We start from the raw sequence: 24,881 nt of genomic DNA on the forward strand, positions 1-24,881 counted from the left end.
TCCCCCCTCGCTCGAACCGCCCCGCGACTCTTAAGCCGGGATCTCCGCAGGCTTGGGCCGCGCGCGCCGCCTAGACCGCCACCACAGGTAAGCGGGCACCGCGAGGACCACCGCGAACGGCAGCACCGTCCCGACCACACGCAGGACGAACCCACCCGCGTCCAGGAACGCGTTCCACCCCACTGCCAGTGCGCCGAGGAACGAGTCGTCGTCCTCCTCCCGCACCGGCGCGGGCGCTCCGTCCTGGCTGATCCGCACAGTCACCGTCGACATCGCCACACTTCCCGCGAGCGCCTGCTGCCGCTTGAGAAGCGACTCCAGGTCGGCCTCGCGGCGGGTCACCTCGGACTCCAGCTGGACGATCTCGGAGATCCCGGTCGCCCGGTCGAGCAGCAGCCGGACCCGGTTGAGGCTGGCCCGCTGGGTCTGGATCCGGCTGTCCACGTCGACGACCTGCTCGGTGACGTCCTGCGCGGTCTGCGACTGCGACCGGACCTTGCCCGCACCGCCCACCTGGGTGAGCACGGAGTCGAGCCGGTCGGAGGGCACGAACAGGGTCAGCGTCGCGTACCGCTCGGAGACCTGTTCCTGCCCGGTGTAGCCGCCGACGACCACCACGGCGTTCTTGGCCTTGCCGACAGCCTCGAACACCGAGTCCGCCGATAGCTCTACCGTCGCCGTGCGGACCAGCTTGCGGTCAACTCCAGGCTGGCTTACCGGGTCGGTCTTGGGCTGGTCAGCGCCGCTGGCCGTTGGTGCGGCCGCCTTCGCCCCCGAGCCGCTGGTAGCGCTGTTGTCGCTCTCGGCGGCGGCGTCACCGGGCAGTGCTGGCGCCACCGCGCGCGCGGGCGCGCCTCCCGACGAGCTGCTGTCCTGCGACGAGCACCCGGCCATCCCCACGGCCGTCATGGCTATCAGCAACCCGGCTAAGCGGGCTCGTCTCGCGGTCATTGGTCCCCTCCGAGTCCGACACAGTCCCAAGCGTCTGTCTCCCAGACGTGGTCAGTGCGAAGGGGCGTTGCCAGATGCCGGTTACGAGTCGGCCTCGGCTGTGCCACCACCCGGACTCGTCGGCAGGAGGAGGTGCTCGAACGCCTTGAGGTTGGCCAGCGACTCCCCGCGCGAGGTGCGCCAGTCCCACTCCCGCCGGATCGCGGTGGCGAAGCCGATCTCCAGCAGCGTGTTGAAGTCGCCGTCGGCGGTCTCCAGGACCTGGCCGAGGACGCGGTCGAGCTCGTCGGCGGTCACCGCCGCGTGGCTCATCCGGCCGGTCAGGTAGATGTCGCCCAACCGGTCGACGGTGTAGTGCACGCCGTAGAGGCGGGCGTTGCGGCGCAGCAGGAAGCGGTAGACCGCCTCGTGCGCCTCGTCCGGGGCTCGGCAGACGAACGCCTCGACCAGCAGGGCGTGGTTGCCCACGACCAGCCTGCAGTTGGTCTGCTGCTTCTTGGTCCCCGGCAGCGTCAGGGTGAAGTGGCCCGGCTGCGGGTGCTCGTAGGGGACCTCGCGCTCGTCGAGCGCGGCGGAGATGACCTGGTCGAGTGAATCCGTCACACCGCAACCTCAGCACGCAGCAGCGAGTACCGCAGTGCGTGCCCGGCCTCGACGTAACCCGCGACGAGCGCGTCGGTGGTCCGGTCCCAGGAGAACTCGTGCGCGTGCCGCAGTGCGCCCGCGCCCAGCTCGGCGCGCAGCCCTGGGGCGGCGGCGAGCCTGCCGAGCGCGTCCGCCCAGTCGGCGGTCGCGTGCCCGTCGACCAGCAGGCCGGAGCTGCGGTCGGCCACCGCCACCGGCAGCCCGCCGACAGCGGCCGCAACGACCGGGGTACCGCAGGCCTGGGCCTCCAGGGCGACCAGGCCGAAGCTCTCGTTGTGGCTGGGCACGGCCACGATGTCCGCCGCGCGGTAGACCGCCGCCAGCGCGGCGCCCGCCTGCGGCGGGATGAACCGGACCACGTCGCTGATGCCCAGCGCGGCGGCGAGGTCCTGGAGCGCGGCGGGCTGGTCCAGACCCGTGCCCGAAGGTCCGCCCGCGACCAGCACGACCAGCCGCGACCGGGCGACGGTGCCCCGGGCCAGCAGCTCGGCCGCGGCGCGCAGCAGCACGTCGGGGGCCTTGAGCGGCTGGATCCGGCCGACGAAGGCGATCACCAGCGCGTCCGGCGGCAGCCCCAGCCCGGCCCGGGCGGCGCGCCGGTCGCCGGGGCGGAAGCGGTCGAGGTCGACACCGGGGGCGATGGTCCGCACCTTCTCCGGCGCGGCGTCGTAGAGGTCGACGAGCTGCGCGGCCTCGACGGCGGTGTTGGCGATGAGCTGGTCGGCCTCGTCGACCACCTGCTGCTCGCCGATCACCCGCACCCGCGGCTCCGGGGTGTCACCCGCGGCCAGCGCGGCGTTCTTGACCTTGGCCAGGGTGTGCGCGGTGTGCACCAGCGGCACCCCCCAGCGCTCGCGGGCCAGCCAGCCGACCTGCCCGGAGAGCCAGTAGTGCGAGTGCACCAGGTCGTAGTAGCCGGGCTCGTGGCGGGCCTCGGCGCGCAGCACGCCCGCGGTGAACGCGCACAGCTGACCGGGCAGCTCGGCGCGCTGCAGCCCCTCGAACGGGCCCGCGGACACGTGCCGGACCAGCACGCCGGGGGCCAGCTCGGCGACCGGGGGCAGGTCCGAGGAGGTGGCCCGGGTGAACACCTCGACGGCGATGCCGCGCCGGGCCATCCGGGTGGTGGTCTCGGTGATGTAGACGTTCATGCCGCCCGCGTCACCGGTGCCGGGTTGCTCCAGCGGGGACGTGTGGACCGACAGCACCGCGACCCTGCGCGGACTGCGCAGCTGCCTGGGACCCACCCCGGTTCACCCCTTCCGACCCACCGCGAACTCGCGCAGGGCCCGGTTGAACCCGTCGGCGCGCTCGGCGAAGGGCGCGTGCCCCCCGCCCTGGAACCAACGCGCCGCCGCACCCGGAATCTTCCCGAGGGCGTAGTCGGCGGCGGCCGGGGCGACCACCGCGTCGTCGGTCCCGTGCGCGACCAGGGTGGGCACGGTAATACCCGCGAGCACCTCGGCGCTGCCGACGTCTCGCCTGAACAGGGCGCCGCGGACCGCCGGGGGCACCCGCAGGGTGGCCCCGATCCAGGCCTGGACCTGGGCACCGTCGGCGGGCTCGGCGGTCATCGCGAGTGTGAGCGAGGTGACAGCGGGCACCGCCACAGCCGGGTCGGCGGAGAGCACACCGGGGATTGCCGCGCGCATCGCCGCACCGATCGTGCCGCCCGGGTGACCTCGACCGATCTCGGTGAGCGCGCCCACCAGGACGATGCCCGCCAGGCTGGCGCAGCCGCGCTCGCGGACGTAGTCGGTGACGACCAGACCGCCGTAGGACCAGCCGACGACCACGGCGGGTGCCCCGGCGAAGTCGAGCACGGCGGCGAGGTCCTCAGCCCAGACGGCCGGGTCGTCGTAGCCGTCCGGCGGGACGTCGGACTCGCCGTGACCGCGCAGGTCGAGGGCGATCAGGTGGTGGTCACGGGCCACGTCGGCGTCGCCGAGCTGCCGCTCCCAGCACCGGCGGGACTGCGCCCAGCCGTGCACCAGGACGATCGGCGGCCGCTCCGGGTCGCCCGCGGTGCGCAGTGCCAGGCGCGCGCCCCGGGCACCGGTGACCGCGTGGATCAACGCAGCGCCGACATCTTCTGCCACTGGCCCCACGGGATCAGCCAGTCGTAGACGTCCGAGGTGGTCGGCATGGACGCCTTCGAGCCGGTGATCTCCACCGGGTCGCCGATCAGCGCGCTGTCGAAGTACGCCTTGGCGTCGGCCTCGAGCAGGTTGACGCAGCCGTGCGAGGTGTTGGCCTTGCCGATGTTGGCCCGGTTGTCGTTGTTCTCGTGGATGAACTCGCCGTGGTTGGAGATCCGCACGGCCCACTTCTTCATCACGTTGGTGTAGCCGTACTTCGGGTTCGAGAAGTCGCCGACCGGGTCCTTCTGCATGACGATCAACGTGCCGTTGGGCGTGTTCAGGTCCGGGTCGGCGTCCTTGCCGTTGCTCGAGGGGTAGGTCGCGACCACGGCGCCGTCGCGGTAGACGTTCATCTTGTGGTCCGGGGTGTTGACCTTGACCACCTGGTTGCGCCCGATGGTGAACTTCGTGCTCAGGTCGGCCTTGCCGTAGGCGCCACCGCCGTAGGCCAGGCCGTAGAGCTTCGCGGTGACGGTGACCTTGGTGCCCGCGGGCCAGTACTCCTGCGGCCGCCAGTCGACCTGCTGGTCGTTGAGCCACGCCCACGAGCCCTCGACCGGGCTGGAGGTGTCGACCTTGAGCGCCTTCTCGACCGCGGCCTTGTCGGTGACCTTGCCCTCGGGGAACTTGACGCTGATCGGCATCCCGACGCCCACCGTGGCGTTGTCGGCCGGGTTGATCGTCGCGCGCGGGGTCTTGGCGGGCTTGAGGGTGGTGAACGCGCCCTTGAGCTCCACCTTCTTGCCGTCGGAGCCGGTGGCCGCGGCGGCGTAGGAGTACTTCTTCGCGTAGCCGAGCACCTCGGCGGAGGTCCAGCTGAGCTTGTCGGCCGCGACCTTGCCGGGGACCGCCTTGCCCTCCGGGGAGAGCAGCTCGACCGAGTCGATGGCGCCCTCGGTGACGGTGATCTTGACCGGCTCACCGGGCGGCACGTCGACGGCGTCCACGGCCGGGCTGGCGACCAGCTTGGCCTTCGCGGGCTCCTCGGCCTGGGTGCCCCCGCCGGACCCGCCCGGCGCGCCCTGCCCGCCCGCGGTGCCCGGTTGCTCGGAGGTGCAGGCGGCGAGCAGCGCGAGAACCAGGAAGAGGAGCCCGATCAGGCCGCGCGTCCGGGTCGTCGAAGCCGTTCGTCTCACCGTGGACCTCCAATGTGTAGTGCTGTCCCCACCGATGAGGACGCCTGAGCGGCGGTGGGGTGTAGCCACCTCAGGTGTGACTGTGCTCATAACCCCTTCGCGCCCCACGGGGATACCCGCAGGAGAGGATCAGGGCCGTGAACAACCCCATTGCAGTAGTGACCGGAGCCAGCGCGGGCATCGGGGCGGCGACCGCCCACCACCTCGCGGCGGCCGGGTTCGACGTCGTGCTCGGCGCCCGGCGGCTCGACCGGCTGGCCGAGGTCGCGCGGGCGGTCGGCGGCGTCGCGATCGAGCTGGACGTGACCGACCCCGCGTCGGTCGAGGCGTTCACCGACCAGGTCCCAGGGTGCCACGTGCTCGTCAACAACGCCGGGGGCGCCAAGGGCCTCGACCGGGTGGTCGAGGCCGACGAGGAGCGCTTCCGCTGGATGTTCGAGGCCAACGTGCTGGGCACGCTGCGGGTCACCAAGGCCCTGCTGCCCAAGCTCATCGCGTCCGGGAACGGGCACGTGGTGACCGTCACCTCGATCGCCGCGCAGGAGGTCTACGACGGCGGATCCGGCTACACCGCGGCCAAGCACGCGCAGTCGGCGCTGCACCGCACCCTGCGCGGGGAGCTGCTGGGCGAGCCGGTGCGGTTCACCGAGGTCCTCCCGGGCATGGTCGAGACCGACTTCTCGGTGACCCGCTTCGACGGCGACGCCGAGAAGGCCGCGAAGGTCTACGACGGCATCGACCCGCTCACCGCCGACGACGTCGCCGAGGTGATCGCCTTCGCGGTCACCCGGCCCGCGCACGTGAACCTGGACCAGATCGTGCTCAAGCCGCGCGCCCAGGCCTCGGCGACCCGGGCGCACCGGGTCAGCTGAGCGCGCAGTTGACCAGCACCGGCTCGGGGTGCAGGTCGACGCCGAAGGCCGCCCGCACGCCGTCGCGGACCTGCAGGGCCAGCCCGAGCAGGTCCGCGGTGGTGGCCTCGCCGCGGTTGGTGAGCGCCAGGGTGTGCTTGCTGGACAGCGCGGCCCGGCCCCGGGTGTAGCCCTTGGCGAAGCCCGCCCGCTCGATCAGCCAGGCCGCGGACAGCTTCGAGGTCCCCGGGCCCGCCGGGTAGCGCGGGACCGGGACGTCCGGGCCGACGGTGGCCACGATCCGGGCCAGCACGTCGTCGATGGCGGCGTCCGGGACGATCGGGTTGGTGAAGAACGAGCCCGCGCTCCAGGTGTCGTGGTCGGCCGGGTCGAGCACCATGCCCTTGCCCCGGCGCAGCGCCAGCACGGCCTCGCGGGCGGCGGCCACCGGGACGCGCTCCTCCTGGCGCACGCCCAGCGCCCGGGCCAGCTCGGTGTAGCGGATCGGCGCGGACAGGCCGTCGTCGGCCAGCTCGAACCGGGCGCGCAGCACGACGGCGCGGTCGGTGCCCTTGAGGATGCTGGTGCGGTAGTCCATGCCCAGCTCGTCGGCGCGCAGGGTGCGGACCTCGCCGGTCGCCCGGTCGAACAGGTCGACCGAGAGGAGCACCTGGGCCACCTCGACCCCGTAGGCGCCGACGTTCTGCACCGGCGTCGCGCCGACCAGGCCGGGGATGCCGGACAGGCACTCCAGCCCGCCCAGACCGGCCTCCACGGTGCCCGCGACGACGGTGTCCCAGTCCTCACCCGCCTCGACGGTGAGCTGGACCCGGCCCGCCTCGGTGCAGTCGATCTTGCTGCCGTGGTTGGCCACGTGCACCACGGTGCCGTCGAAGCCGAGGTCGCCGACCACCAGGTTGGAGCCGCCGCCGACGACGAGCAGCGGGGTGCCCGCCAGGTCGGCCGCGCGCACCGCGTCGACCACCTCGGCCGCGGTGGCGGCGGAGACGAATCTGGCGGCCGGTCCGCCCAGGCGCAGGGTCGTGTAGCCGCTGAGCGGGACGCCGGTGCGGACGTCGGCACCGAGGGGGAGGCTGGTCACGGGCACCAACGGTAACCTCCTGCGCATGGCCAGCCGTATCGAGCACCGCGCGGAGTTCACCGCGCCCGCCGCCACCGTGCACGCCCGACTGGTCGACCGGGCGTTCCTGGAGGAGCGGCTGCGGGTGCTCGGCGGGAAGGACGCGGCCCTGGTCTCCTACACCGAGACCGGCGGCGCGGTGGAGTACCGGCTGCGCCAGGGCATCGACGCGGCCCGCCTGCCCTCGATCGTGCGCAGCCTGGTCAAGGGCGACCTGGTGGTCGAGCGGACCGAGACCTGGCGGCCGGACGGCGACGCCTTCGCGGGCACGACGGCCGCGTCCGTGGCCGGGGTGCCGGGTGAGATCAAGGGCACCTACCGGCTGGCCGACGCGGCGGGCGGGAGCGCGCTGCGCACCGACGCCGAGGTGAAGGTCCGGGTGCCGCTGATCGGCGGCAAGATCGAGTCGGTCATCGCCGAGCAGGTGCGCAGGCTGCTGGCCAGTGAGGCCGAGTTCGCCGCCACCCGGGTCTGACCCGTGGCACGCGTTCCCCGGCTCGCCGCGGGCCGGGCCCGGGCGCTGGGCGCGCCCACCCGCGGCACCACCAACCCCAACCGGCTGCGCCGGGTCGACCGGTGGCTGGTCGGGTCGCCGCTGGTGCGCGCGGTGCTCGACGGCGAGCCGCTGGTGGTCGACCTCGGGTACGGCGCGAACCCGGTGACCACCGTGGAGATGGCCCGCAGGCTGCGGGCGGTGTGCCCGGGCGTGCGGGTGCTGGGCCTGGAGATCGACCCGGAGCGGGTGGCGGCGGCCCGACCGTCGGCGGACCCCCCGTTCGTGGACTTCCGCCGCGGCGGGTTCGAGCTCGCGGGGGCGCGGCCGGTGCTGCTGCGGGCGTTCAACGTGCTGCGCCAGTACACCGAGGCCGAGGCGTGGTCGTCGTGGGAGACGATGCGGGCGCGACTGGCGCCGGGCGGCCTGCTCGTCGAGGGCACGTGTGACGAGATCGGCCGCCGGTGCACGTGGGTGACCCTCACGGCGGACGGCCCGCTCACCTTCACCCTGGCGTGTCTGCCCGCCGGGATCGACCGGCCGTCAGACCTCGCGGAGCGACTGCCGAAGGTCCTGATTCACCGGAACGTGGCAGGCGAGCGGGTCTGGGACCTCCTGCGCGCCCTGGACGCCTGCTGGGCGACCGCCGCCCCGTACGCCCCCTTCGGCCCCCGGGCGCGGTGGGTGGAGACGATCAGGCTGCTCTCGGCGGAGGGCTGGCCGGTCCTCGACGACCGCCGCCGGTGGCGCCTGGGCGAGGTCACCCTGCCGTGGTCAGCCGTGGCTTGACTCTGCCGTTACGTCAACTTCTACGGTGGTCCCAGGCCGGACGGACCGGCCGTGAGGGAGACGGACCGATGGCCTGGTCGATCGCGCAGGTGGCCCGGATGTCGAAGGTGACGTCGCGGACGCTGCGGCACTACGACGAGATCGGCCTGCTGCCACCCGCGTGGGTGGGCGACAACGGCTACCGGTTCTACGAGCAGGAACAACTGCTGCGGTTGCAGCAGATCCTGGTGCTGCGCTCGCTGGGCCTCGGCTTGGACACCATCGCCGAGATCGTCCGCGAGGGCCGCGACCAGGCGGCGGTGCTGCGCCTGCACCACCGCTGGCTGCTCGCCGAACGCGACCGCTTCGACCGGTTGGCGCGCACAGTCTCCCGAACGATCACGGATGTGGAGGCAGGCAAGGAGATGACCAAGAAGTCAGCCGAGCACTGGTTCGACGGGTTCGACGCCGGGCAGCAGGAGAAGCTGCGGGAGGAGGCCCGCGAACGCTGGGGCGCCGAACAGGTGGACGCGGCCAACGCCGAGATCACGGCCAAGGGCGCGGACTGGTGGGCCGAACACGGCCAGGAGTGGGTGAACATCCTGGACGCACTGGTGGGCCACCTCGACGCTGGCCGAGCACCGACCGACCCGGCGGTGCAGGAGACGGTGGACCGGCACTACCACTGGATCAAGGGTGGACACTGGACACCCAACCGCGAGTCCTACACGGGCCTGGGCGACCTCTACGCCGACGACCCACGCTTCCGGGCGAACTTCGACAAGACAGACCCCCGCCTGGCGGACTACTTCCGCATGGCGATGGCCGAGTACGCCCAGACGCGACTGAACTAGTGGGGTTGGGGAGCTGCAGATCCCCAACCCTGTCCAGCCAAACGACTCGCGATTGTCCACACCGGACAACAATCTCGACAATCCTGACCACGTCGCGCTCTCGCACATGACTGTCGACCAACCAAGCAGACCACCGGAACAGCGCCATCCGCAGTGCAGCCCTGGCACCCACGCCCAACCAACGCGGCGTGGACCTTTGTTGGCCACCACCAGGCCCCCGGCGACCCAGCCACCACCAAGACCTCAGCGGCCCGGCACCCCGAAGATCTCGCTGGCCCAACCGCCCCCTGAGATCCTCGCCAGCCCAACCCCCTGGAGATCCCCACCAGCCTGACGCCCCCTGGGATGCTCGCCAGCCTGGCCGACACCTGGAAGCCTCGCCGGTCTAGCCGCCCTCCGAGATAACCGCTGGCCTAACCGCCCCTTCAGATTTCCGCCAGCTTGGCCGCCAACCTGGGATCCCGCCAGCCTGGCCGGCACCTGGGAACCTCGCCAGCCTGGCCGCCCCCGAGATGCTCGCTGGCTCAACCGCCCCTTGAGATTCCCGCCGGCTTGGCCGCCACCTGCGAAACCTCGCCAGCCCGGCCGCCCTGAGAAACCCGCTGGCCTAACCGCCCCTGAGATCTCCCGCCAGCCTGGCAACCCACCTAGGATCCCCGCCAGCCTGGCCGCCACCTGCGAACCTCGCCAACCCGGCCGCTCCTTGAGATCCTCGCTGGCTCAACCGCCTCCTGAGATCTTCACTGGCCTGGCCCCCGAGATCGTCGCCGGCCAGCCCCGCCTCGGCCGCCAACCAGCCCACTCCGGCACCACCTCAGGCCACTCCCTTACCACGTCGCCCCTGGCAGCCACACCCCGAGCGCTGCCACCAGCCCAATCCGCAGCCGCGCGCCACAAACTCCCCTTGCCGACTACTCCCGCCCCTGCATCCCATACGCAGCCCAAAACACGGACTGGTCGGGCGTGTCAAGGCATCTTTCCCGCCTTGACACGCCCGACCAGTCCGTTGTCACACTTGTGGGTTGGGAAGCAGGACCCCCGAGAAACCGCCAAGGGCGCACCCTTGCGAGGCGCCGGCGGGCAAGCGCCGAGCGGTCACGTGCAGCCGAGCGGTCGCGTGCACAAGCGCTTGATCTCGCGCGCGGCGGCGCCGGATGGCAGGCGCCGAGCGATGACCGTTCAGTCCTCGGACTCGTCCACCGGCACCAGTCCCGGCCCGTTGTCAGGCACGACGATGAGGCGGACAGCCATCCGGCGGGCGGCGGGATCGCGCGTGCCGGGCTCGGTGGCGTACTTCCAGACCAGGGTTTGGTACTCGTCGATGAAGGCGTCGATTTGCGGGCGGGTCAGGTGCAGGCCCGCCCGCATGATCTGGTTCCAGCCGTCGGCGGCGTCGTAGCCGGAGTAGGCGCTGACGACGAGGTTGACGTCGTGGCTCATCTTGAGGGCGCCGAGCTTGGTGGCGGCCTCACGTTCGTCCGGGGTCATCGGGAGACCGGGTGGGGTGTGGAGGTCGGTCATCACGGACTTCCACCAGCGCTCCCGCCCGGTGGAGCGCTCCTCGACCTCGGCGATGAGGTCGAGGTCGGCGAGCTTGCGCAGGTGGTAACTGGTGGTCCCGGTGCTCTCGCCGAGCGCCTTGGCGACGCTGGTCGAGTTCGCCTGACCGTGTTCGCCCAGGTAGGACAGGATCGCGCGGCGTACCGGGTTGGACAGGGCCTTGTAGAAGGCCTTGAGGTCCGCACCGGTGAGCACGCGCTTCTCGGGCCGCTCGACCATGACCGCGAGCCTATCGCAGAGAACGACTGCAAAGAAAGTTTGCAGAACCTCTCTGCGAGCGGCTGACGTTGGTGGTGGCTGCCTAGGACTTGGGGGTCCGGATGCGAAACGCCCACCTCAGCCGCGTGTTGCTGGTCGCCGGGTGCGCCCTGGTGCCGTGGATCGTGGTGCTCTGGTTCACCGCCTCGGACGCGCCCGAGTGGCGGCTGGCCTGGGTCGGCTTCGACACCCTGGAGGCCACGGGCCTGCTCGTCTCGGCCCACCTCCTGCGCCGGGGCGGCCCACGAGCGGCATTCGCCACAATCGCCACCGCAACCCTGCTATTCGCCGACGCCTGGTTCGACGTCACCACGGCGGCCAGCGGGTTCGCCACCTCACTCGCCTTGGCCGTGGCCCTGGAACTACCACTGACCGCGGTGTGCGTACTCGCCGCGCTCCAAGCCCTGGCCGAACCGACCCCACCCTTCCAGCCCGCACCCACCAGAAGCCTTGCAGGCCAAGAGGTACAAGCACCGAACAACGGCGAGCAGTACATGACCCCCTACGACGCGCAGCAGCCAGCCGCAACCTGATCGCACGTCTAGAACACACCACCAGGGCAACCCCCAGCGACCAAGCCACAACGCTGCCGCGACTCACCTGCCGACGACACCAGACCTCGCCCCGGCCCCCCACCTTTGACCTGGCCCAGCCCAAGCTCGCCTGGCCGTCCCCCAAGCTCGCCCGGCCGTCCCCGTCGCCTAGCCCCGCCTGACCCAACGTCACCCACCTCGCCGCCCCTGGCCCCATCGAGCCCGGGCCCGCCTGACCCACATGGCCCGCCCGCTTCACCCGGCTGACCTCACCTGGCCTGACCTCACCCGGCGTGAGCCCGCCTCGCCTCGCCTCGCGTAGCCCGCCCCCGCCTCGCCTGACCTCATCGCCACCTCGCCCGGCCCAGTCTCGCGCGCGCCGGAACCCGTCTAGCCGACCTGACCTCACCCGCCCGCTTCGCCTCGTCGGACCTGACCTCACCACCCGCTGCCTCGCCCGACCTGGTGTCGTACGACCCAGCCCCGTCTAACTCGACCTGACCTCGGCCACCCGGCCGTCCGGTCACACCTAGCCCGGCCCGACATTGCCCGCCCAGCCTGATCCTCACCACCCGCCTCGCCCGACCTCGTCTCGTGCCCCCGGACCGTCTGGCCGGCCCGACCTCGCCCGCCCCGCCCGGTAGCGCCTAACCCAGCCCGACATTGCCCGCCCGGCCCGACCTCACCGCCCGCCTCACCCGGCCCGGTCTCGCACGACCCAGCCCCGTCTAGCCCGACCTGACCTCGCCCGACCTGACCTCGCCCGCCCGCTCGGCCACGCCTAGCCCCGGCCGGTCTGGCGCCCCGCCTCGCCCGGCCTGGCCCCACCCGCCCTAGCCCCGCCGCCTCTGACCCGCCCCGCTTGATCGCGCCTAGCCCGGCCCGTCTGGCCCCCTTGGCCCGCCCGCCTCGCCCAGCGTGACCCCACCAGCCCGTCCGGCCCGTCCGACCTGACCTGTGACCTCACCTTGCCTTGCCCGGCCCCGGCCAGCACGTCCCCCGCCCGACCTGACCTCGCCTCGCCTCGCCTCGCCTCGCCTCGCCTCGCCTCGCCTCGCCTCGCCTCGCCTCGCCTCGCCTCGCCTCGCCTCGCCTCGCCCCGCCCCGCCCCGCCCCGCCCCGCCCCGCCCCGCCCCGCCCCGCCCCGCCCCGCCCCGAAGATGTTGCCAGCCGATAGCGCTTTGCTGGCTCGGCGCGATAACGCCATCCCGGCCCGAGGACGCGTCGAACGCCGACGGCGCACCGCCGTGGTTGTTCAGCTAGGGGTCATCGGTGTTCCTCCTGGTGAGACGTTGATCTTGGCCGTCCGGCGGGCGGTGCCAGGGGCTGCGAGTCGGGTGTGGACACGGGTGTTGGCGGTGGGTCGGGTGGACAGGAGCTGCGAGGATTGGTGGGTGGCGAATGAGCGTCGGTATGTGATCAGGCTGGGGTGTCCGGACCGGACCGGCATCGTGGCGAGGATTTCGTCGTTCGTGGCGGAGTCGGGCGGGTGGATCGTCGAGGCGGCCTACCACACCGATCCGGAGACGAACTGGTTCTTCACCAGGCAGGAGGTTCGGGCGGACTCACTTCCGTTCGGGGTCGAGGAGCTTCGGGCGCGTTTCGGCGACGTGGCGAGGGCGCTCAGCCCGATGTCGGACTGGAGCGTGACCGACACCGGGGTGCGGCCACGGGTGGTGATCCTGGTGTCGAAGGAGGGCCACTGCCTCTACGACCTGCTCGGCCGGGTGCAGAGCAGCGAGCTCGACGTGGACGTCCGAGCCGTGGTGGGCAACCACGCGGACCTGGCGAACATCACCCGGGCGCACGGGATCCCCTTCCACCACGTCCCCTTCCCGGCCGCCGACCCGGAGGGGAAGGCGGCCGCGTTCGCCCAGTTGCGGCAGCTGGTGAACGCCGCGTCCCCGGACGCGATCGTGCTGGCCCGGTTCATGCAGGTGGTGCCGCCCGAGCTGTGCGCGGAGTGGTCGGGTCGGGCGCTCAACATCCACCACAGCTTCCTGCCCTCCTTCATCGGGGCGCGCCCCTACCACCAGGCCCACAAGCGCGGGGTGAAGCTGATCGGCGCGACCTGCCACTACGTGACCGCCGAGCTGGACCAGGGGCCGATCGTGGAGCAGGGCGTGATCCGGGTGGACCACGGCGACTCGGTCGCGGACATGGTGCGCAAGGGCCGCGACATCGAGAAGGTGGTGTTGGCGCGCGCGCTGCGCGCACACCTGGAGAGCCGGGTTCTGGTGCACGGGAACAAGACCGTGGTGCTCTGAGACGGACATGTGCCCGCCCGGGCCGGGGAAGTATTGGGGCATCTGGGTTTCCTCTCGGGATCTGTGTCCACCGTACGGTTGGGTTCGGTGGCTGTCATTGCCCCGATAGCATGGGGATAGCCGTTTGACGGGGATTGGTTTATGCGCTACGGGGCCGCTAATTCGGTTGCCGCACAACGCATGCGGGGAGGAACATTCCTCGTGTGAGCACTGGGGATGTCCGCACCGCGACCGTGAGACCGCTGTCCACTACCGACCTCGATGCCTGCCTGGCGCTGGCGCAGGACCGGGAGTGGCCCTACGAAGACCGCAAGTGGGAGTACCTGCTCCGGGTTGGCCAGGGCTACGGCATCGACGGGCCGGACGGCCTGGCCGCCTCCGCGATCCGCACCACCTCGGGCGACCTGGCGGCCATCAGCATGGTGCTGGTGGCCGCCCGGTTCGCCGGGCGCGGGCTGGGCGAGCGGATCATGCGGCACGCGGTCGCCGAGTCCGGCTCGGCGACCGTCCACCTGCACGCGACGCCCGCGGGCAGGCGCCTCTACGAGAAGTTGGACTTCCGCGTCCTCGCCGACGTCACGGCGTTCACCGGGACGCTGCGAGCCCCGGCCACCGACCGAACCCGCCGGGCGACGCCCGCGGACCTGCCCGCCATCCTCGACCTCGACCGCCCGGCGTTCGGCGCGGACCGGTCCAACGTCCTCTCCGGACTCTTCGACTTCGCCGACCACGTGCGCGTGCTGGAGCGCGGCGGCCGGATCACCGGCTACGCCGCGGCGTGGCGCGCGGGCGAGTCCCTGCCCACCACGATCATCGGACCGGTCGTCGCCGACGACGTGGCCGAAGCCCGCGCCCTGATCACCGACCTGGCCGCCGACTCCGGCGGCCCGGTCCGGATCGATCTCGACCGCGCGAACACCGGCCTGGTCGACTGGGCCGCCGAGCACGGGCTGGCCCCGAGTTTCCACGTCAACCTGATGAGTGTCGACGGTCGCCCGCTACCGGGCGACCGTCGTCGCGTTCACGCCCCGTTCATGCAGGCGCTCGGCTAAGCGCCTTCCTGAGGGTCAGAGACTCGTTCCAACGCCACTAGACCAGCGACACCAGCATCTTGCCGGTGTTGGCCCCGCCCAACATGTCGGTGAACGCCGTAGGCGCGTTCCGCAAGCCCTCGACGACGGTCTCGGCGTACCGCAGCTCCCCGGACCGCACCCACGCGCCGACCTCCCGCAAGAACTCCGCGCGGCGGTCGTAGTGGTCGCGCACCAGCATCCCGCGGATGGTGAGCCGCTTGCCGACCACCTTCATCAGGTTGCGGGGCGCGGCAGGGGGTTCGGCGGCGTTGTACTGGGAGATCATCCCGCAGACCGTGACCCGCCCGTGCAGCGTCAGCGACTCGATCGCGGCTTCCAGGTGGTGACCACCGACGTTGTCGAAGTACAGGTCGATGCCGTCCGGCGCCGCGGCGGCCAGTTGCTCCACCACTGGGGCGGTCCGGTAGTTGAATGCGGCGTCGAAGCGCAGTTCATCGAGCAGGTAACGCACCTTGTCGTCACTACCGGCGCTACCGATGACCCTCTTAGCGCCGCGCAGCCGCGCGACCTGCCCCACCACGCTGCCGACCGCACCCGCCGCAGCTGAGACGAAGACGGTGTCGTTGGGTCGGAACGACCCGATGTCCAAGAGACCGACGTAAGCGGTAAGACCTGGCATACCCAGCACGCCGAGGTACGCGGACAGCGGAGCCAGGGAGGGGTCCACCGGAACCGCCTGGCTCGCGTCGACGATCGCGTACTCCCGCCAGCCGAGCTCGTGCAGCACGAAGTCACCGGGGCGCAGAGAGTCCACTGTGGTGGAAACCACCTCGCCGACGGCGCCCCCGTGCAGCGGTTCGCCGATCTCGTACGGTGGCGCGTAAGACTTGGCGTCGTTCATCCGCCCGCGCATGTACGGGTCGACGCTCATCACGTGGTTGCGCACGAGAACCTGTCCAGGACCGGGCTCGGCTACCGCGACGGACACGATGTCGAAGTCCCCCGGCTGAGGCTTGCCAACCGGGCGGGCAGCGAGGTGGATCTCCAACCCCTGCATCCTCTTAGACCTCCTTCGCCAGGTTGGCCAAGAGCTCGTCATGGATGCGCTTAAGACCGGCAGGTGCGAAGAGGCGCTCGAAGAAGCCCCCGATGCCGTTGGCGCCTTCCCAGGTGGTGGCGATGCGCACGGTCGAGGTGTCACCAGAACCGTCAACGGTCCAGGTGGTGATAAGAGTGGAGTTGCGGTCGGCCTCGACCAGGGTGCCCGGCTGGGGAGCGGTTACCGCTACCAGGCAGTCGCGGACGCGCTTGCTGGTCGCCTGGAGCTTCCAGTGCACCTCGGTGCCCGCGCCGGTGCCGCCCGCGCGGACCTCGTACTCGCTGAAGTGCGGGGTCAGGATCCGGGAGCGCACCCCCTGGTAGTCGGCGACGGCGGCGCGGACCCGGTCGACGGGGGCGGCGATGGTCCGCTCAGCGAGTGCCTGCACCTGGTTCATCATTCTCCGTACGTCGGCGACCGGGCATCCGTAGGCTACCGGCGTGCGGATGGAAATCGTCGATGTGGACGGCCTGCGCCGTCACCGTGCCGAGGGACGCGACCTGCGGAAGGTAACGCTGACCCGGCTGGACCTGACAGACCCGGCCGACGACCAGCTCTTGCGCACCGCGCTCGACGGCGCGGTGCTCCTGGGTTGCACGTTGCGCCCGGAGACCCAACGGCGGGCGCAGGCGGCCGGGGCGCTCTTGTTCCCGATCGTCCCCGGGCTGCCGTACGAGGTCTACCGCTCGCACCTCTATACGTGCGCAGAACTCTTCGCCGGGTTCGACCCCTCGCGCCCAGAGTCCTACGCGGACACACCGGACGCGCGGATTTACCGGCACACCAAGGACCAAGGACGGCTGCCCGACCCGTTGCACGCCTTGGCCGAGCGGTTGCATGACCACGGGATCACCGAGGCGTTGAACGAGGCTCTTGTCGGTGCACCGATCGCCGTGATGGGTGGTCACGCGCTCGCGCGCGGCACCGCGGGCTACCGCAACGCGGTAGAGCTGGGCGTACTGCTCGGCAAGGCAGGCTTCACTGTGCTGACAGGTGGCGGCCCAGGCGCCATGGAGGCAGTGCCGCTCGGCGTCCGCCTAGGCGACATGTCCACTGTGGACGACGTACTGGCGCGTTTGGCCGTAGTGCCAGGTTTCGGCGCGGATCCCACCGAGATTGGTCGATGGCTGGCCGCAGGGCTGTCGGTAGACCTACCGAGCGGCGGTAAAGCACGGACGATCGGTATTCCTACCTGGTTCTACGGTCACGAGCCGCCGAACCCGTTCTGCGAGCTGCACGCCAAGTACTTCGCCAACTCGGTACGCGAAGACGGCCTTCTCACCGTCGCCACGGGCGGTGTCGTCTACACGCCCGGGAGCGCCGGGACCGTGCAAGAGGTTATGCAGGACTACACGCAAAACCACTACGGCTCCGTGGGGCCACCCGCGCCGATGGTCTTCCTGGGCAGCCAGTTCTGGCTGGAGGAGGTACCCGCGGTCGAACTGGTCCGCAAGCTCGCCAGGGGTCGCGAGGCGGAGCGGTGGATCACGGTGACCGACGACGCGGCCGAGGCCGTCGCCTTCCTGGAGTCCTACGCCGCCCAGCAGCAGTAGCCAGGCGGGGCAAGCCGTAGCGGGCAAGGGTTTGCACCCGCTACGGCCAGGCGCCGACTTGCGAGGGCAGCGCCTAGTCGAGCAGGCCCGCGCGCTGGGCCAGGACGGCCGCGGTGACTCGGTTCGAGCAGCCGGTCGCGGCGAGGATCTCCGAGACGTAGCCGCGGACGGTGGAGTCCGACAGCCGCAGCTCGTCGGCGATCTCGCCGTTGCTGCGGCCCATGCCCACCAGGCGCAGGACGTCGCGCAGCCGGGCGGAGAGCCGGGCCACCTCGGCGGCGGCACCGATCCGGTCGAGGTGGTGGGTGGCCAGGTGGCCCATCAGGTCGTTGGTCAGGGTCGGGTCGAGCACCGCGCCCCCGGTGGCCGCCACGCGCACCGCGCGCACGAGCTCGGCGGGGTCGACGTGCTTGAGCAGGAACCCCTTGGCGCCCAGGCGCAGCGCGGTGGCCACGGCTTGGTCGGCGTGGAACGTGGTGAGCACGACGACCGCCGGGACCCGCGGGTAGCGGCGCAGCTCGCGCAGCGTGTCCAGGCCGTCCATCCGCGGCATCCGCAGGTCCAGCAGCAGCACGTCGAGGTCCTGGGTGCGCACCAGCTCCAGCGCCTCGGCGCCGTCGGCACCCTCGGCCACGACCGCGAGGTCGGCCGCCCCGGCGAGGATCTTGGCCACGAACGAGCGCGCCATCGGCTCGTCGTCGACGATGCCGACCCGGATCGTCGCCCGCTCGAGCGCCGTCCCGCTTGCCTCGACCTGCGTCGTCACCGCTCTCCCCTTTCGCCCGGTTACCGCGCGTATGCAAGCACAGGAACCCGGCCCGCGACAGGGATTGTGGCCTCAACCCGACGATAGTCGGGTGCAACGCCGCTCGTTCGGGCTATCGGGCGAGCCCGTCGACCACCTCGGCGCCGGGGAGCGCGGCGAGCAGGTCGCCGGGCACCAGCAGCTTGCTGCCGCGGATCCCGCTGCCGATCACCAGCTCCGGCGCGGCGGCCACGGCGGCGTCGATGTAGAGCGGCCAGTCGGCGGGCAGGCCGATCGGGGTGATGCCGCCGTAGGCCATGCCGCTCTGCTCCACCGCGCGCTCCATCGGCGCGAACGACGCCTTGCGGACGTCCAGCCGCCTGCGCAGGACCCCGTTGACGTCCGCGCGGGTGGTCGCCAGCACCAGGCACGCGGCCAGCCGCTCGTCGCCCCCGCGCTTGCCCAGCACCACGACGCAGTTGGCCGACGCGCTCAGCGGCGAACCGTAGTGCGCGCAGAACTCGGCCGTGTCGGCCAGCTCCGGGTCGATCTCGGCAACGCCGACCCGGCTCACGTCGAGCGCGGCGAGCGCCTTGACCACGGGCTCGGCCAGCAGCTCCGGGTGGTCGGCGGCGGGCAGAACGGTCAGGCTTCCGGCGATGGTCCAGGTCACGGCTTCGAGGGTAGCGCCAGGAACTCGGCGAGCAGGGCCCGCACCTCGCGCCGGTGGGTGACCAACGGGGCAGGTGAGTCGAAACGCACGAGCTTCGCGCGGGGGAATGCCGCGGCGGCCTCTTCTGCGGGCTCCGGTGGGTGCAGGCGATCGCCGGTCGCGGCCACCACCAAGACGTCCGCGCTGACTTCGGCGAGCGCGGCGAGATCAGGCACCGGCACCTGTTCGGCGACGGCGCGCAAGGCGGAACCGAGCCTCATCAACGCGCTGGTGCGCTCATCCACATAGGTGTCGAGGCCCGAAGGGGTGTCTTGGGCGACAAGCGCGCGTAAGAGGGCTCGGTCGCCAGTCTCTGCCGCGGTAGCCATCTCCAGCACACGCTTAGCGGATTCGGCTGGACGAGGCCGCGAGATTGCAGCAGGAAGTATCAGCACGACCCGGTCGAGTGTGTCCGGTGCGTTCGCCAAGAGCGTGCACAACGCCCCGGCACCAAGGGACACGCCGATGGCCTGCCGAGCTCCGGCTAGCGCGGGGGCGAGGTCCGCAGCGATAGCGGGGTAAGTCCAGTAGTCCGGCGGGGCATCCGGCTCGTCCGCGTGAGAGGGAAGCGTCAGCACTACCCGCGTGCCCGGAAGACCGGACGCCGGTATGCGAGCCTCACCGGCCGTGGCGCCCAACCCGGGTACGACAACCGTGCGCGGGTCACCCGAGCCGTAGGCCCGGGAGGTCACCACCGCTGGCCGCGCTGCACCTCGATCAACTTCGGCCGGACGTCGACGATGTAGACCAGTGCGGCCACCAGACCGGCCATCCAGAAGATCCACCCGGTACCGGCGAAGCTGAACAGCAGCAGCACGGCGGTGGCGCCCGCGGTGATGCCGACCCAGGCGGGCTTGGTGAGCCGGTCGGCCGCCGAGTAGGCGTCGGGGCGCTGGAGCAGGGCGTGGATGAGCGCGAAGACGCCGACGGGCACGGCTGCCCAATCGATGACACTCAGGATCCACGTCGCTGTCGCAGGCACGCCACCAGCGTACGTGCGACCCGGGCCCGGACACCACCAAGGCCCCGCAGCGGCTGCTCCGGGACCTTGGTGGGTGTCGGTCGTCAGTTGTCGGTCGGCTTGCGCGAGTTCGTCGTGGTGCGCACGGCGGGCTTGCGGGCCGGCGTGGTCTTCGCGGCCACCCGGCGGGAGGCACTGCGGGCCTCGTGCGCGACCTCGTCGCCCGCGTCCAGGACGACCTCCGCGACCTCGGCCGCGACGTCCTCGGCGGTGTGCGCGGTCTTCTCGCCCACCGAACGGGTCTTGCGGCTCACCCTGGAAAGGACGTCCTCGGCCAGCGTGCGGGCGTCGCCCGCCACGTCGCCGACGCGCTCCTGTGCGGCCTCGATGGCCTCTTCGAGCTTCTTGACCTGCGGCTGGGCGCGCAGCTTGCCCAGCGCGTCCTCACCCTGCTCGGCGAGCTTCTGGTAGAGCTTGACCGCCGCGGCGGTGTACTCGTCGACGAGCTTGCGCAGCTCGGCGGGGTCGAGCTTCTCGCGCAGGCTGGAGATGTCGGTCGGCAGCTCGCCCCGGGTCGCCTCGGCGCGCGTCTTGGCCTTGGTGACCGCGTCGAGCACGGCCTTGGCGGCCAGGTCGCCCGCGCCGAGCGCGGCGAGCAGCGGGGTGCGGGCCTGCTCGATGGCGGTGTTCACCACGGCCGCGGCCTGCCCACCTGCCTTGCGGACGTCATCGTTGGTCGGCAGCGTCATCGTGTTCACTCCTCGGTTCGGCTTCCACAGTGGACGGCGCCGCTGCGGGTCTGGTGGCTGAGTTCTCGCGGCGGAAGGACTCGTAGATGTCCAACAGCACCTGCTTCTGCCGCTCGGTCAGGTCGTGGTCGGCGCGCACTGCGTCGGTGACCGGACCCCCGGCCGGGAGGTCGAGGATCCCCGCCTGCACGTAGAGCGCCTCCGCCGAGATCCGCAGCCCCTTGGCGATCTGCTGCAGGATCTCCGCGCTCGGCTTGCGCAGGCCGCGTTCGATCTGGCTGAGGTAGGGGTTGGACACACCCGCGAGCCGGGCCAGCTGCCGCAACGAGATCTTCGCGGTGTTGCGCTGCTGCTTGATGTACTCGCCGATGTCGCGCCCGAGGTCGGCGACCTTGTCGATCGCGCGGCCCTCGCCGTGCTCGTCCATCCGTTCCTCCTGGTGCCACCGCCGACGCTACGCCCGAGTGCTAGCAGTTGCAAGCACAGTGCTTGCGCAGGTCCGGTGGGGTGAGTCACAGCCGAGCCGGTCCGTGATCCAGTTCATGGCGCTGGACGACGAGCTCGACCGGATCGCCGCGGGCGCCGACGCCCGACTGGCCTTCGAGGCGAGGTACCCGGTCGCCGAGTAGAACTGAACCCATGGTCGAACGGATCTCTCCGCCCCTGCAGGGTGACGAACGCGAGACGCTGCGTGCCTTCCTCGACTTCCACCGGGCGACTTTGGCCCTGAAGTGTGAAGCCCTCGACGACGACGAGTTGCGCCGCCGCTCGTCGCCGCCGTCCACGCTGTCGCTGCTCGGCCTGGTGCGGCACATGGCCGAGGTGGAGCGGACCTGGTTCCGCCGGGTGATCAACCGCGAGGACATCCCGTTGGTGTGGTCGGACTCCGGCGACTACCAGGCGGCGTTCGATACCTCTGGCGCCTCGCGCGAGTCGGCCTTCGCGGCGTGGCAGGAAGAGGTCGAGCACGCCCGGCGGATCGAGGCGGCGGCCGAGTCGCTGGAGGTGGTCGGGTACAACGCCAGGTCGGACACGACCCTGTCGCTGCGGGTGATCATGCTTCACCTGATCCACGAGTACGCCCGGCACAACGGTCACGCCGACCTCCTGCGAGAAGCGATCGACGGGACCGTCGGGCCGTAGACATCACCCCGCGGACGGCACCGGTACCTGCGCGGATGGCTCGTTGTCCGTAAGAGATCGTCCGCGGGTCTCCCTGGCGGCGAGCACCGCGATGGCTGTGATCGCGCACATGGCCGCCAAATAGAGGGAGACCGGGATAGTGCTGTGGTAGCGCTGGAAGAGGGCTGTCGCGATAAGAGGCGCTACCGCACCCGCGGCGATCGAGGAGAGTTGACCTCCGACGGATAGTCCTGTGTAACGCACGCGCGTCGGGAACTGCTCGGAGAAGAACGCCGCCTGCGGGCCGTACATCGCGCCGTGCAGCACCAGCCCCACGGTGGTCGCCAGGATGATCACGCCCGGCGACCGGGTGTCCAGCAGCGCGAAGAACGCGAACGCCCACAACGCCATGGACACCGCGCCGAACAGGTAGACCGGCCTGCGCCCGACGCGGTCGGAAAGCGCTCCCCACAGGGGGATGCTCACGAAGTGGACGGCCGAGCCGATCAGCACCGCGTTGAGGCCGACGGTCTTGGCCATGCCGAGACCGGTCGTGATGTAGACGAGGATGAACGCGGTGATCACGTAGTAGGACACGTTCTCCGCCATCCGCGCGCCGATCGTCACCAGCACCTCGCGCCAACCGCTCCGGAAGACCTCGACCACCGGTACGTGCGGCTCGTCGCGCTCGTGCGCCTTCGCCTGCGCGGCCAGGAACACCGGCGACTCGGTGACCGTCAGCCTGATCCACAGCCCGACGACGACCAGTACCCCGGAGAGCAGGAACGGCACCCGCCAGCCCCAGGACAGGAACGCCGCGTCGGACTGGACGGCGGCGAGCAGGGCGAGCACACCGGTGGCCAAGAGGTTCCCGCCAGGCGCGCCGCACTGCGGCCACGACGCCCAGAACCCCCTGCGTTCCGGCGCGCCGTGCTCGGAGACGATGAGAACGGCCCCACCCCATTCGCCACCGAGGGCGAACCCCTGGACCAGCCGGAGCACGGTGAGCAGGATCGGGGCGCCCACGCCGAGCACGGCGTAGGTGGGGAGCAGGCCCATCGCGAACGTCGAGCCGCCCATGAGCACGAGACTCAGCACCAGCAAGCGCTTGCGGCCGATCTTGTCGCCGAAGTGGCCGAACACCAGTCCGCCGACGGGGCGGGCGAGGAACCCGATCGCGTAGGTCAAGAAGGCCAACAGGGTGCCGGTGAGCGGATCGGCGTTGGGGAAGAAGAGCTTGTTGAACACCAGCGCGGCGGCGGAGGTGTAGAGGAAGAAGTCGTACCACTCGATGGTCGTGCCGATCAGGCTCGCGCCGACGATGCGCGCGAACGACTTCGGCCTGGCTGGTTCGATCGCTGACAAGGCAGTCACCGCATTCCGCTAGCAGGGGTCAGTTCGCTGTCCAGCCGCCGTCGATGGGCATGGACGTGCCGGTCACGTGGGCCGCGCGCCCGCCGCACAGCCACAGCACGAGGTCGGCGACGTCGGCCGGGTCGATGAGCCGCTTGATCGGCGCCCGGTCGAGCAGCACCCGTTCGACGACCTCGTCCGCGTCGACGCCGTGCGCGCGGGACTGCTCGGCGATCTGCGCCTGCACCAGCGGGGTGCGCACGTACCCCGGGCTGACGCAGTTGCTGGTCACCCCGTGCGGGGCGCCCTCGATCGCGGCGACCTTGGACAGGCCCTCCAGCGCGTGCTTGGCCGCCACGTAGGCCGCTTTGAACGCGCTGGCCCGCAGGCCGTGCACGCTGGAGATGTTGACGATCCGCCCCCACTGCCGGGCGTACATGTGCGGCAGGCAGTGGCGGATGAGCAGGAACGGCGCGGTGACCATCACCCGCTGGATCAGTTCGAACCGCTCCGGCGGGAACTCGTGCAGCGGCGCGACGTGCTGCAGGCCCGCGTTGTTGACCAGGACGTCGACCTTGCCGGGCAGGCTGTGGACGGCGGCCGGGTCGGCCAGGTCGAGCACGTGCGCCCACCCGCCGACCTCCTCGGCCACCGCCTCGGCGGCGGGGCCCGCCCGGTCGACGACGTGCACCTTGGCCCCAGCCCCGGCCAAGGCCAGCACGCACGCCCGGCCGATGCCGCTCGCGCCGCCGGTCACCAGGGCGGTGCGCCCGGCGAGGCCGCTGTTGTGATCCGGACCACTCGTCATGCTGGTTGACGCTAGGTACCGCAGCCCGCGCCGACCATGTGCTCGACGCCTACACCTCGGCCGCTTGGAGTGTCAGATGCAACCATGCCGGCATGCGCACGAAGATCTGCGTAGGCTGATGGAGTGATTTGTCCGAAGTGCCAGAACGTCATGCGCACCGTCGACCGCCTCGGCGTGCACATCGACCAGTGCGAAGGGTGTCGGGGGATCTTCCTCGACCGTGGTGAGCTCGAGCAGATCGCCTCCGCCGAGCAGCGCCACTACGCGGCAGCGGCCCCGCCGCCGCCGTACCAGGGCGCGCCCGTGCCACCGCCTGCCGCGTACCCGGCCCCCGCCGCGTACCCGCCGCCAGCGCAGTACCCGCCCCAGGGTTACGCGCAGCCACAGCACGGGTACCGCGACTCCCCACCCGGATACCGCGACTCGCCCCCCGGGTACGGCCACCACGGTGGTCACGGCGGTCACTACGGGCACAAGAAGAAGCGCAAGAGCTTCCTCGAAGACCTCTTCGACTGATCCGTTGAACCCGATGATCTGCGTCGCCTGCGGAGATTGGGCAGACGCACCTCGGGTAGACGGCGCGGTCCTGGTCTGCGACGCGTGCGGACATCGGGAGCCCTTCCACCGGCTCCCGATGTTCGCCCTGACCGGCCCCAGCGGCACCGGGAAGTCCACGGTCTGCCGCGGTTTGACCGCGCACTTGGGCGACCGCGCCGTGGTCTTGGAGCAGGACGTGCTGTGGATCGGCGCCCTGCGCGACCCCGAGGACGACTTCGGCGCGTTCCGCCAGACCTGGTTGCGGATGGCCGCGATGGTCAACCAGAACGGCCGCCCCACGGTCCTGTGCGGAACGGTGGCGCCGCCCCAGTTCGAGCACCGGCCTGAACGCGCCCTCTTCGCCGAGATCCACTACCTGGCGCTGGTGGCCGAGGACGACGTGCTCGCCGCCCGCCTGCGTGCCCGACCCGCCTGGCGCGGGTGGGACGACGAGCAGCGCATCGCCGACATGCTGGCCTTCAACACCTGGGTGCGGACCACGGCCACCAACCCGCCGATGACCCTGCTCGACACCACCTCCGCACCGGTCGAGGAGACCACCCGCGCCGTGGCCGAGTGGGTGCTCGCCCGGTTGTAGGCCCACTGGCGC

General features: G+C 71.3%; 28 protein-coding genes. 11 read left to right on the forward strand and 17 right to left on the reverse strand.

What is annotated here, in order from left to right:
* Window positions 1-30: 30 nt before the first annotated feature.
* The 5 genes from QSK30_RS09130 to QSK30_RS09150 form a co-directional block, all read right to left on the reverse strand.
* Window positions 31-951: a DUF4349 domain-containing protein gene (locus QSK30_RS09130; RefSeq protein ID WP_285501322.1), complete on the reverse strand. Its 921-nt coding sequence runs from the start codon at window positions 949-951 to the stop codon at window positions 31-33.
* 81 nt (window positions 952-1,032) lie between these two features.
* Window positions 1,033-1,554, reverse strand: coding sequence for a type III secretion system chaperone family protein (locus QSK30_RS09135; RefSeq protein WP_285501324.1), 522 nt, complete (start codon window positions 1,552-1,554; stop codon window positions 1,033-1,035).
* Window positions 1,551-2,843, reverse strand: coding sequence for a D-inositol-3-phosphate glycosyltransferase (gene mshA, locus QSK30_RS09140; protein ID WP_285501326.1), 1,293 nt, complete (start codon window positions 2,841-2,843; stop codon window positions 1,551-1,553). The genes QSK30_RS09135 and mshA overlap by 4 nt, the downstream gene beginning before the upstream one ends.
* Before the next feature lie 6 nt (window positions 2,844-2,849).
* The gene (locus QSK30_RS09145; protein ID WP_502871809.1) at window positions 2,850-3,695 is read right to left on the reverse strand and encodes an alpha/beta fold hydrolase; all 846 of its coding nucleotides are present in this window, start codon (window positions 3,693-3,695) and stop codon (window positions 2,850-2,852) included.
* Complete coding sequence (locus QSK30_RS09150; protein WP_502871814.1) at window positions 3,668-4,837, reverse strand: L,D-transpeptidase; 1,170 nt, start codon at window positions 4,835-4,837, stop codon at window positions 3,668-3,670. Before QSK30_RS09150 ends, QSK30_RS09145 begins: the two co-directional genes overlap by 28 nt.
* 173 nt (window positions 4,838-5,010) lie before the next feature.
* On the opposite strand from QSK30_RS09150, the gene QSK30_RS09155 reads away from it, so the two are divergent.
* Window positions 5,011-5,745: an SDR family NAD(P)-dependent oxidoreductase gene (locus QSK30_RS09155; RefSeq protein ID WP_285501328.1), complete on the forward strand. Its 735-nt coding sequence runs from the start codon at window positions 5,011-5,013 to the stop codon at window positions 5,743-5,745.
* Here QSK30_RS09155 and QSK30_RS09160 read toward each other — a convergent pair.
* The gene (locus tag QSK30_RS09160) at window positions 5,738-6,826 is read right to left on the reverse strand and encodes a UDP-N-acetylmuramate dehydrogenase (RefSeq protein WP_285501330.1); all 1,089 of its coding nucleotides are present in this window, start codon (window positions 6,824-6,826) and stop codon (window positions 5,738-5,740) included. The genes QSK30_RS09155 and QSK30_RS09160 overlap by 8 nt on opposite strands.
* A gap of 25 nt (window positions 6,827-6,851) precedes the next feature.
* Between QSK30_RS09160 and QSK30_RS09165 the strand changes: the two genes are divergently transcribed.
* The 3 genes from QSK30_RS09165 to QSK30_RS09175 all read left to right on the forward strand — a co-directional run bounded on the left by QSK30_RS09165 (window position 6,852) and on the right by QSK30_RS09175 (window position 8,980).
* Window positions 6,852-7,340, forward strand: a complete 489-nt coding sequence (locus tag QSK30_RS09165) for a DUF2505 domain-containing protein (protein WP_285501334.1) — start codon at window positions 6,852-6,854, stop codon at window positions 7,338-7,340.
* Between the two features lie 3 nt (window positions 7,341-7,343).
* Window positions 7,344-8,147, forward strand: coding sequence for a class I SAM-dependent methyltransferase (locus QSK30_RS09170; RefSeq protein WP_285501336.1), 804 nt, complete (start codon window positions 7,344-7,346; stop codon window positions 8,145-8,147).
* A gap of 68 nt (window positions 8,148-8,215) precedes the next feature.
* Entirely contained in the window at window positions 8,216-8,980 is a 765-nt protein-coding gene (locus QSK30_RS09175; protein WP_285501338.1) for a MerR family transcriptional regulator, read from the forward strand.
* Window positions 8,981-10,159: 1,179 nt separating this feature from the next.
* On the opposite strand, the gene QSK30_RS09180 is transcribed toward QSK30_RS09175, so the two are convergent.
* Window positions 10,160-10,759: an ArsR/SmtB family transcription factor gene (locus tag QSK30_RS09180; RefSeq protein ID WP_285501339.1), complete on the reverse strand. Its 600-nt coding sequence runs from the start codon at window positions 10,757-10,759 to the stop codon at window positions 10,160-10,162.
* A 101-nt stretch (window positions 10,760-10,860) separates the two neighbouring features.
* Between QSK30_RS09180 and QSK30_RS09185 the strand changes: the two genes are divergently transcribed.
* The 3 genes from QSK30_RS09185 to QSK30_RS09195 all read left to right on the forward strand — a co-directional run bounded on the left by QSK30_RS09185 (window position 10,861) and on the right by QSK30_RS09195 (window position 14,650).
* Window positions 10,861-11,331 carry a hypothetical protein gene (locus QSK30_RS09185; protein WP_285501340.1) on the forward strand — a complete coding sequence of 157 codons (471 nt, stop codon included), beginning with the start codon at window positions 10,861-10,863 and terminating at the stop codon, window positions 11,329-11,331.
* Between the two features lie 1,394 nt (window positions 11,332-12,725).
* Window positions 12,726-13,598, forward strand: a complete 873-nt coding sequence (gene purU / locus QSK30_RS09190) for a formyltetrahydrofolate deformylase (protein ID WP_285501342.1) — start codon at window positions 12,726-12,728, stop codon at window positions 13,596-13,598.
* A 203-nt stretch (window positions 13,599-13,801) separates the two neighbouring features.
* Complete coding sequence (locus tag QSK30_RS09195; protein ID WP_285501344.1) at window positions 13,802-14,650, forward strand: GNAT family N-acetyltransferase; 849 nt, start codon at window positions 13,802-13,804, stop codon at window positions 14,648-14,650.
* A 37-nt stretch (window positions 14,651-14,687) separates the two neighbouring features.
* On the opposite strand, the gene QSK30_RS09200 is transcribed toward QSK30_RS09195, so the two are convergent.
* Entirely contained in the window at window positions 14,688-15,689 is a 1,002-nt protein-coding gene (locus QSK30_RS09200) for an NADP-dependent oxidoreductase (RefSeq protein WP_285501346.1), read from the reverse strand.
* 4 nt (window positions 15,690-15,693) lie between these two features.
* Entirely contained in the window at window positions 15,694-16,128 is a 435-nt protein-coding gene (locus tag QSK30_RS09205; RefSeq protein WP_285501347.1) for an SRPBCC family protein, read from the reverse strand.
* Window positions 16,129-16,177: 49 nt separating this feature from the next.
* On the opposite strand from QSK30_RS09205, the gene QSK30_RS09210 reads away from it, so the two are divergent.
* On the forward strand, window positions 16,178-17,284 hold the full coding sequence (locus tag QSK30_RS09210) for an LOG family protein (protein ID WP_285501608.1): 1,107 nt from the start codon (window positions 16,178-16,180) through the stop codon (window positions 17,282-17,284).
* A gap of 73 nt (window positions 17,285-17,357) precedes the next feature.
* Here the strand turns inward: QSK30_RS09210 and QSK30_RS09215 are convergent, their stop codons facing one another.
* The 6 genes from QSK30_RS09215 to QSK30_RS09240 form a co-directional block, all read right to left on the reverse strand.
* Entirely contained in the window at window positions 17,358-18,050 is a 693-nt protein-coding gene (locus QSK30_RS09215; RefSeq protein ID WP_285501348.1) for a response regulator, read from the reverse strand.
* A gap of 112 nt (window positions 18,051-18,162) precedes the next feature.
* Window positions 18,163-18,702: a YbaK/EbsC family protein gene (locus QSK30_RS09220; protein WP_285501349.1), complete on the reverse strand. Its 540-nt coding sequence runs from the start codon at window positions 18,700-18,702 to the stop codon at window positions 18,163-18,165.
* Complete coding sequence (locus QSK30_RS09225) at window positions 18,699-18,962, reverse strand: hypothetical protein (RefSeq protein ID WP_285501351.1); 264 nt, start codon at window positions 18,960-18,962, stop codon at window positions 18,699-18,701. Before QSK30_RS09225 ends, QSK30_RS09220 begins: the two co-directional genes overlap by 4 nt.
* A 467-nt stretch (window positions 18,963-19,429) precedes the next feature.
* Window positions 19,430-19,723 carry a DUF2516 family protein gene (locus QSK30_RS09230; protein ID WP_285501353.1) on the reverse strand — a complete coding sequence of 98 codons (294 nt, stop codon included), beginning with the start codon at window positions 19,721-19,723 and terminating at the stop codon, window positions 19,430-19,432.
* A gap of 83 nt (window positions 19,724-19,806) precedes the next feature.
* Window positions 19,807-20,451, reverse strand: a complete 645-nt coding sequence (locus tag QSK30_RS09235; protein ID WP_285501355.1) for a hypothetical protein — start codon at window positions 20,449-20,451, stop codon at window positions 19,807-19,809.
* On the reverse strand, window positions 20,429-20,878 hold the full coding sequence (locus QSK30_RS09240; RefSeq protein ID WP_285501357.1) for a helix-turn-helix domain-containing protein: 450 nt from the start codon (window positions 20,876-20,878) through the stop codon (window positions 20,429-20,431). The genes QSK30_RS09235 and QSK30_RS09240 overlap by 23 nt, the downstream gene beginning before the upstream one ends.
* 212 nt (window positions 20,879-21,090) lie before the next feature.
* On the opposite strand from QSK30_RS09240, the gene QSK30_RS09245 reads away from it, so the two are divergent.
* On the forward strand, window positions 21,091-21,594 hold the full coding sequence (locus QSK30_RS09245) for a DinB family protein (protein WP_285501360.1): 504 nt from the start codon (window positions 21,091-21,093) through the stop codon (window positions 21,592-21,594).
* Window positions 21,595-21,597: 3 nt separating this feature from the next.
* On the opposite strand, the gene QSK30_RS09250 is transcribed toward QSK30_RS09245, so the two are convergent.
* Both QSK30_RS09250 and QSK30_RS09255 read right to left on the reverse strand, forming a co-directional pair.
* Window positions 21,598-22,938: an MFS transporter gene (locus QSK30_RS09250; protein WP_502871815.1), complete on the reverse strand. Its 1,341-nt coding sequence runs from the start codon at window positions 22,936-22,938 to the stop codon at window positions 21,598-21,600.
* Window positions 22,939-22,966: 28 nt separating this feature from the next.
* The gene (locus tag QSK30_RS09255) at window positions 22,967-23,734 is read right to left on the reverse strand and encodes a 3-hydroxybutyrate dehydrogenase (protein ID WP_285501364.1); all 768 of its coding nucleotides are present in this window, start codon (window positions 23,732-23,734) and stop codon (window positions 22,967-22,969) included.
* Window positions 23,735-23,857: 123 nt separating this feature from the next.
* Between QSK30_RS09255 and QSK30_RS09260 the strand changes: the two genes are divergently transcribed.
* Both QSK30_RS09260 and QSK30_RS09265 read left to right on the forward strand, forming a co-directional pair.
* Window positions 23,858-24,250 (forward strand): TFIIB-type zinc ribbon-containing protein, encoded by a 393-nt coding sequence (locus QSK30_RS09260; protein ID WP_285501366.1) that lies wholly within the window; start codon window positions 23,858-23,860, stop codon window positions 24,248-24,250.
* A 13-nt stretch (window positions 24,251-24,263) separates the two neighbouring features.
* Window positions 24,264-24,869 (forward strand): P-loop nucleotide/nucleoside kinase family protein, encoded by a 606-nt coding sequence (locus QSK30_RS09265; protein ID WP_285501610.1) that lies wholly within the window; start codon window positions 24,264-24,266, stop codon window positions 24,867-24,869.
* Window positions 24,870-24,881: the final 12 nt, after the last annotated feature.

This window comes from Actinokineospora sp. NBRC 105648 (assembly GCF_030269645.1).
GTDB lineage: Bacteria > Actinomycetota > Actinomycetes > Mycobacteriales > Pseudonocardiaceae > Actinokineospora.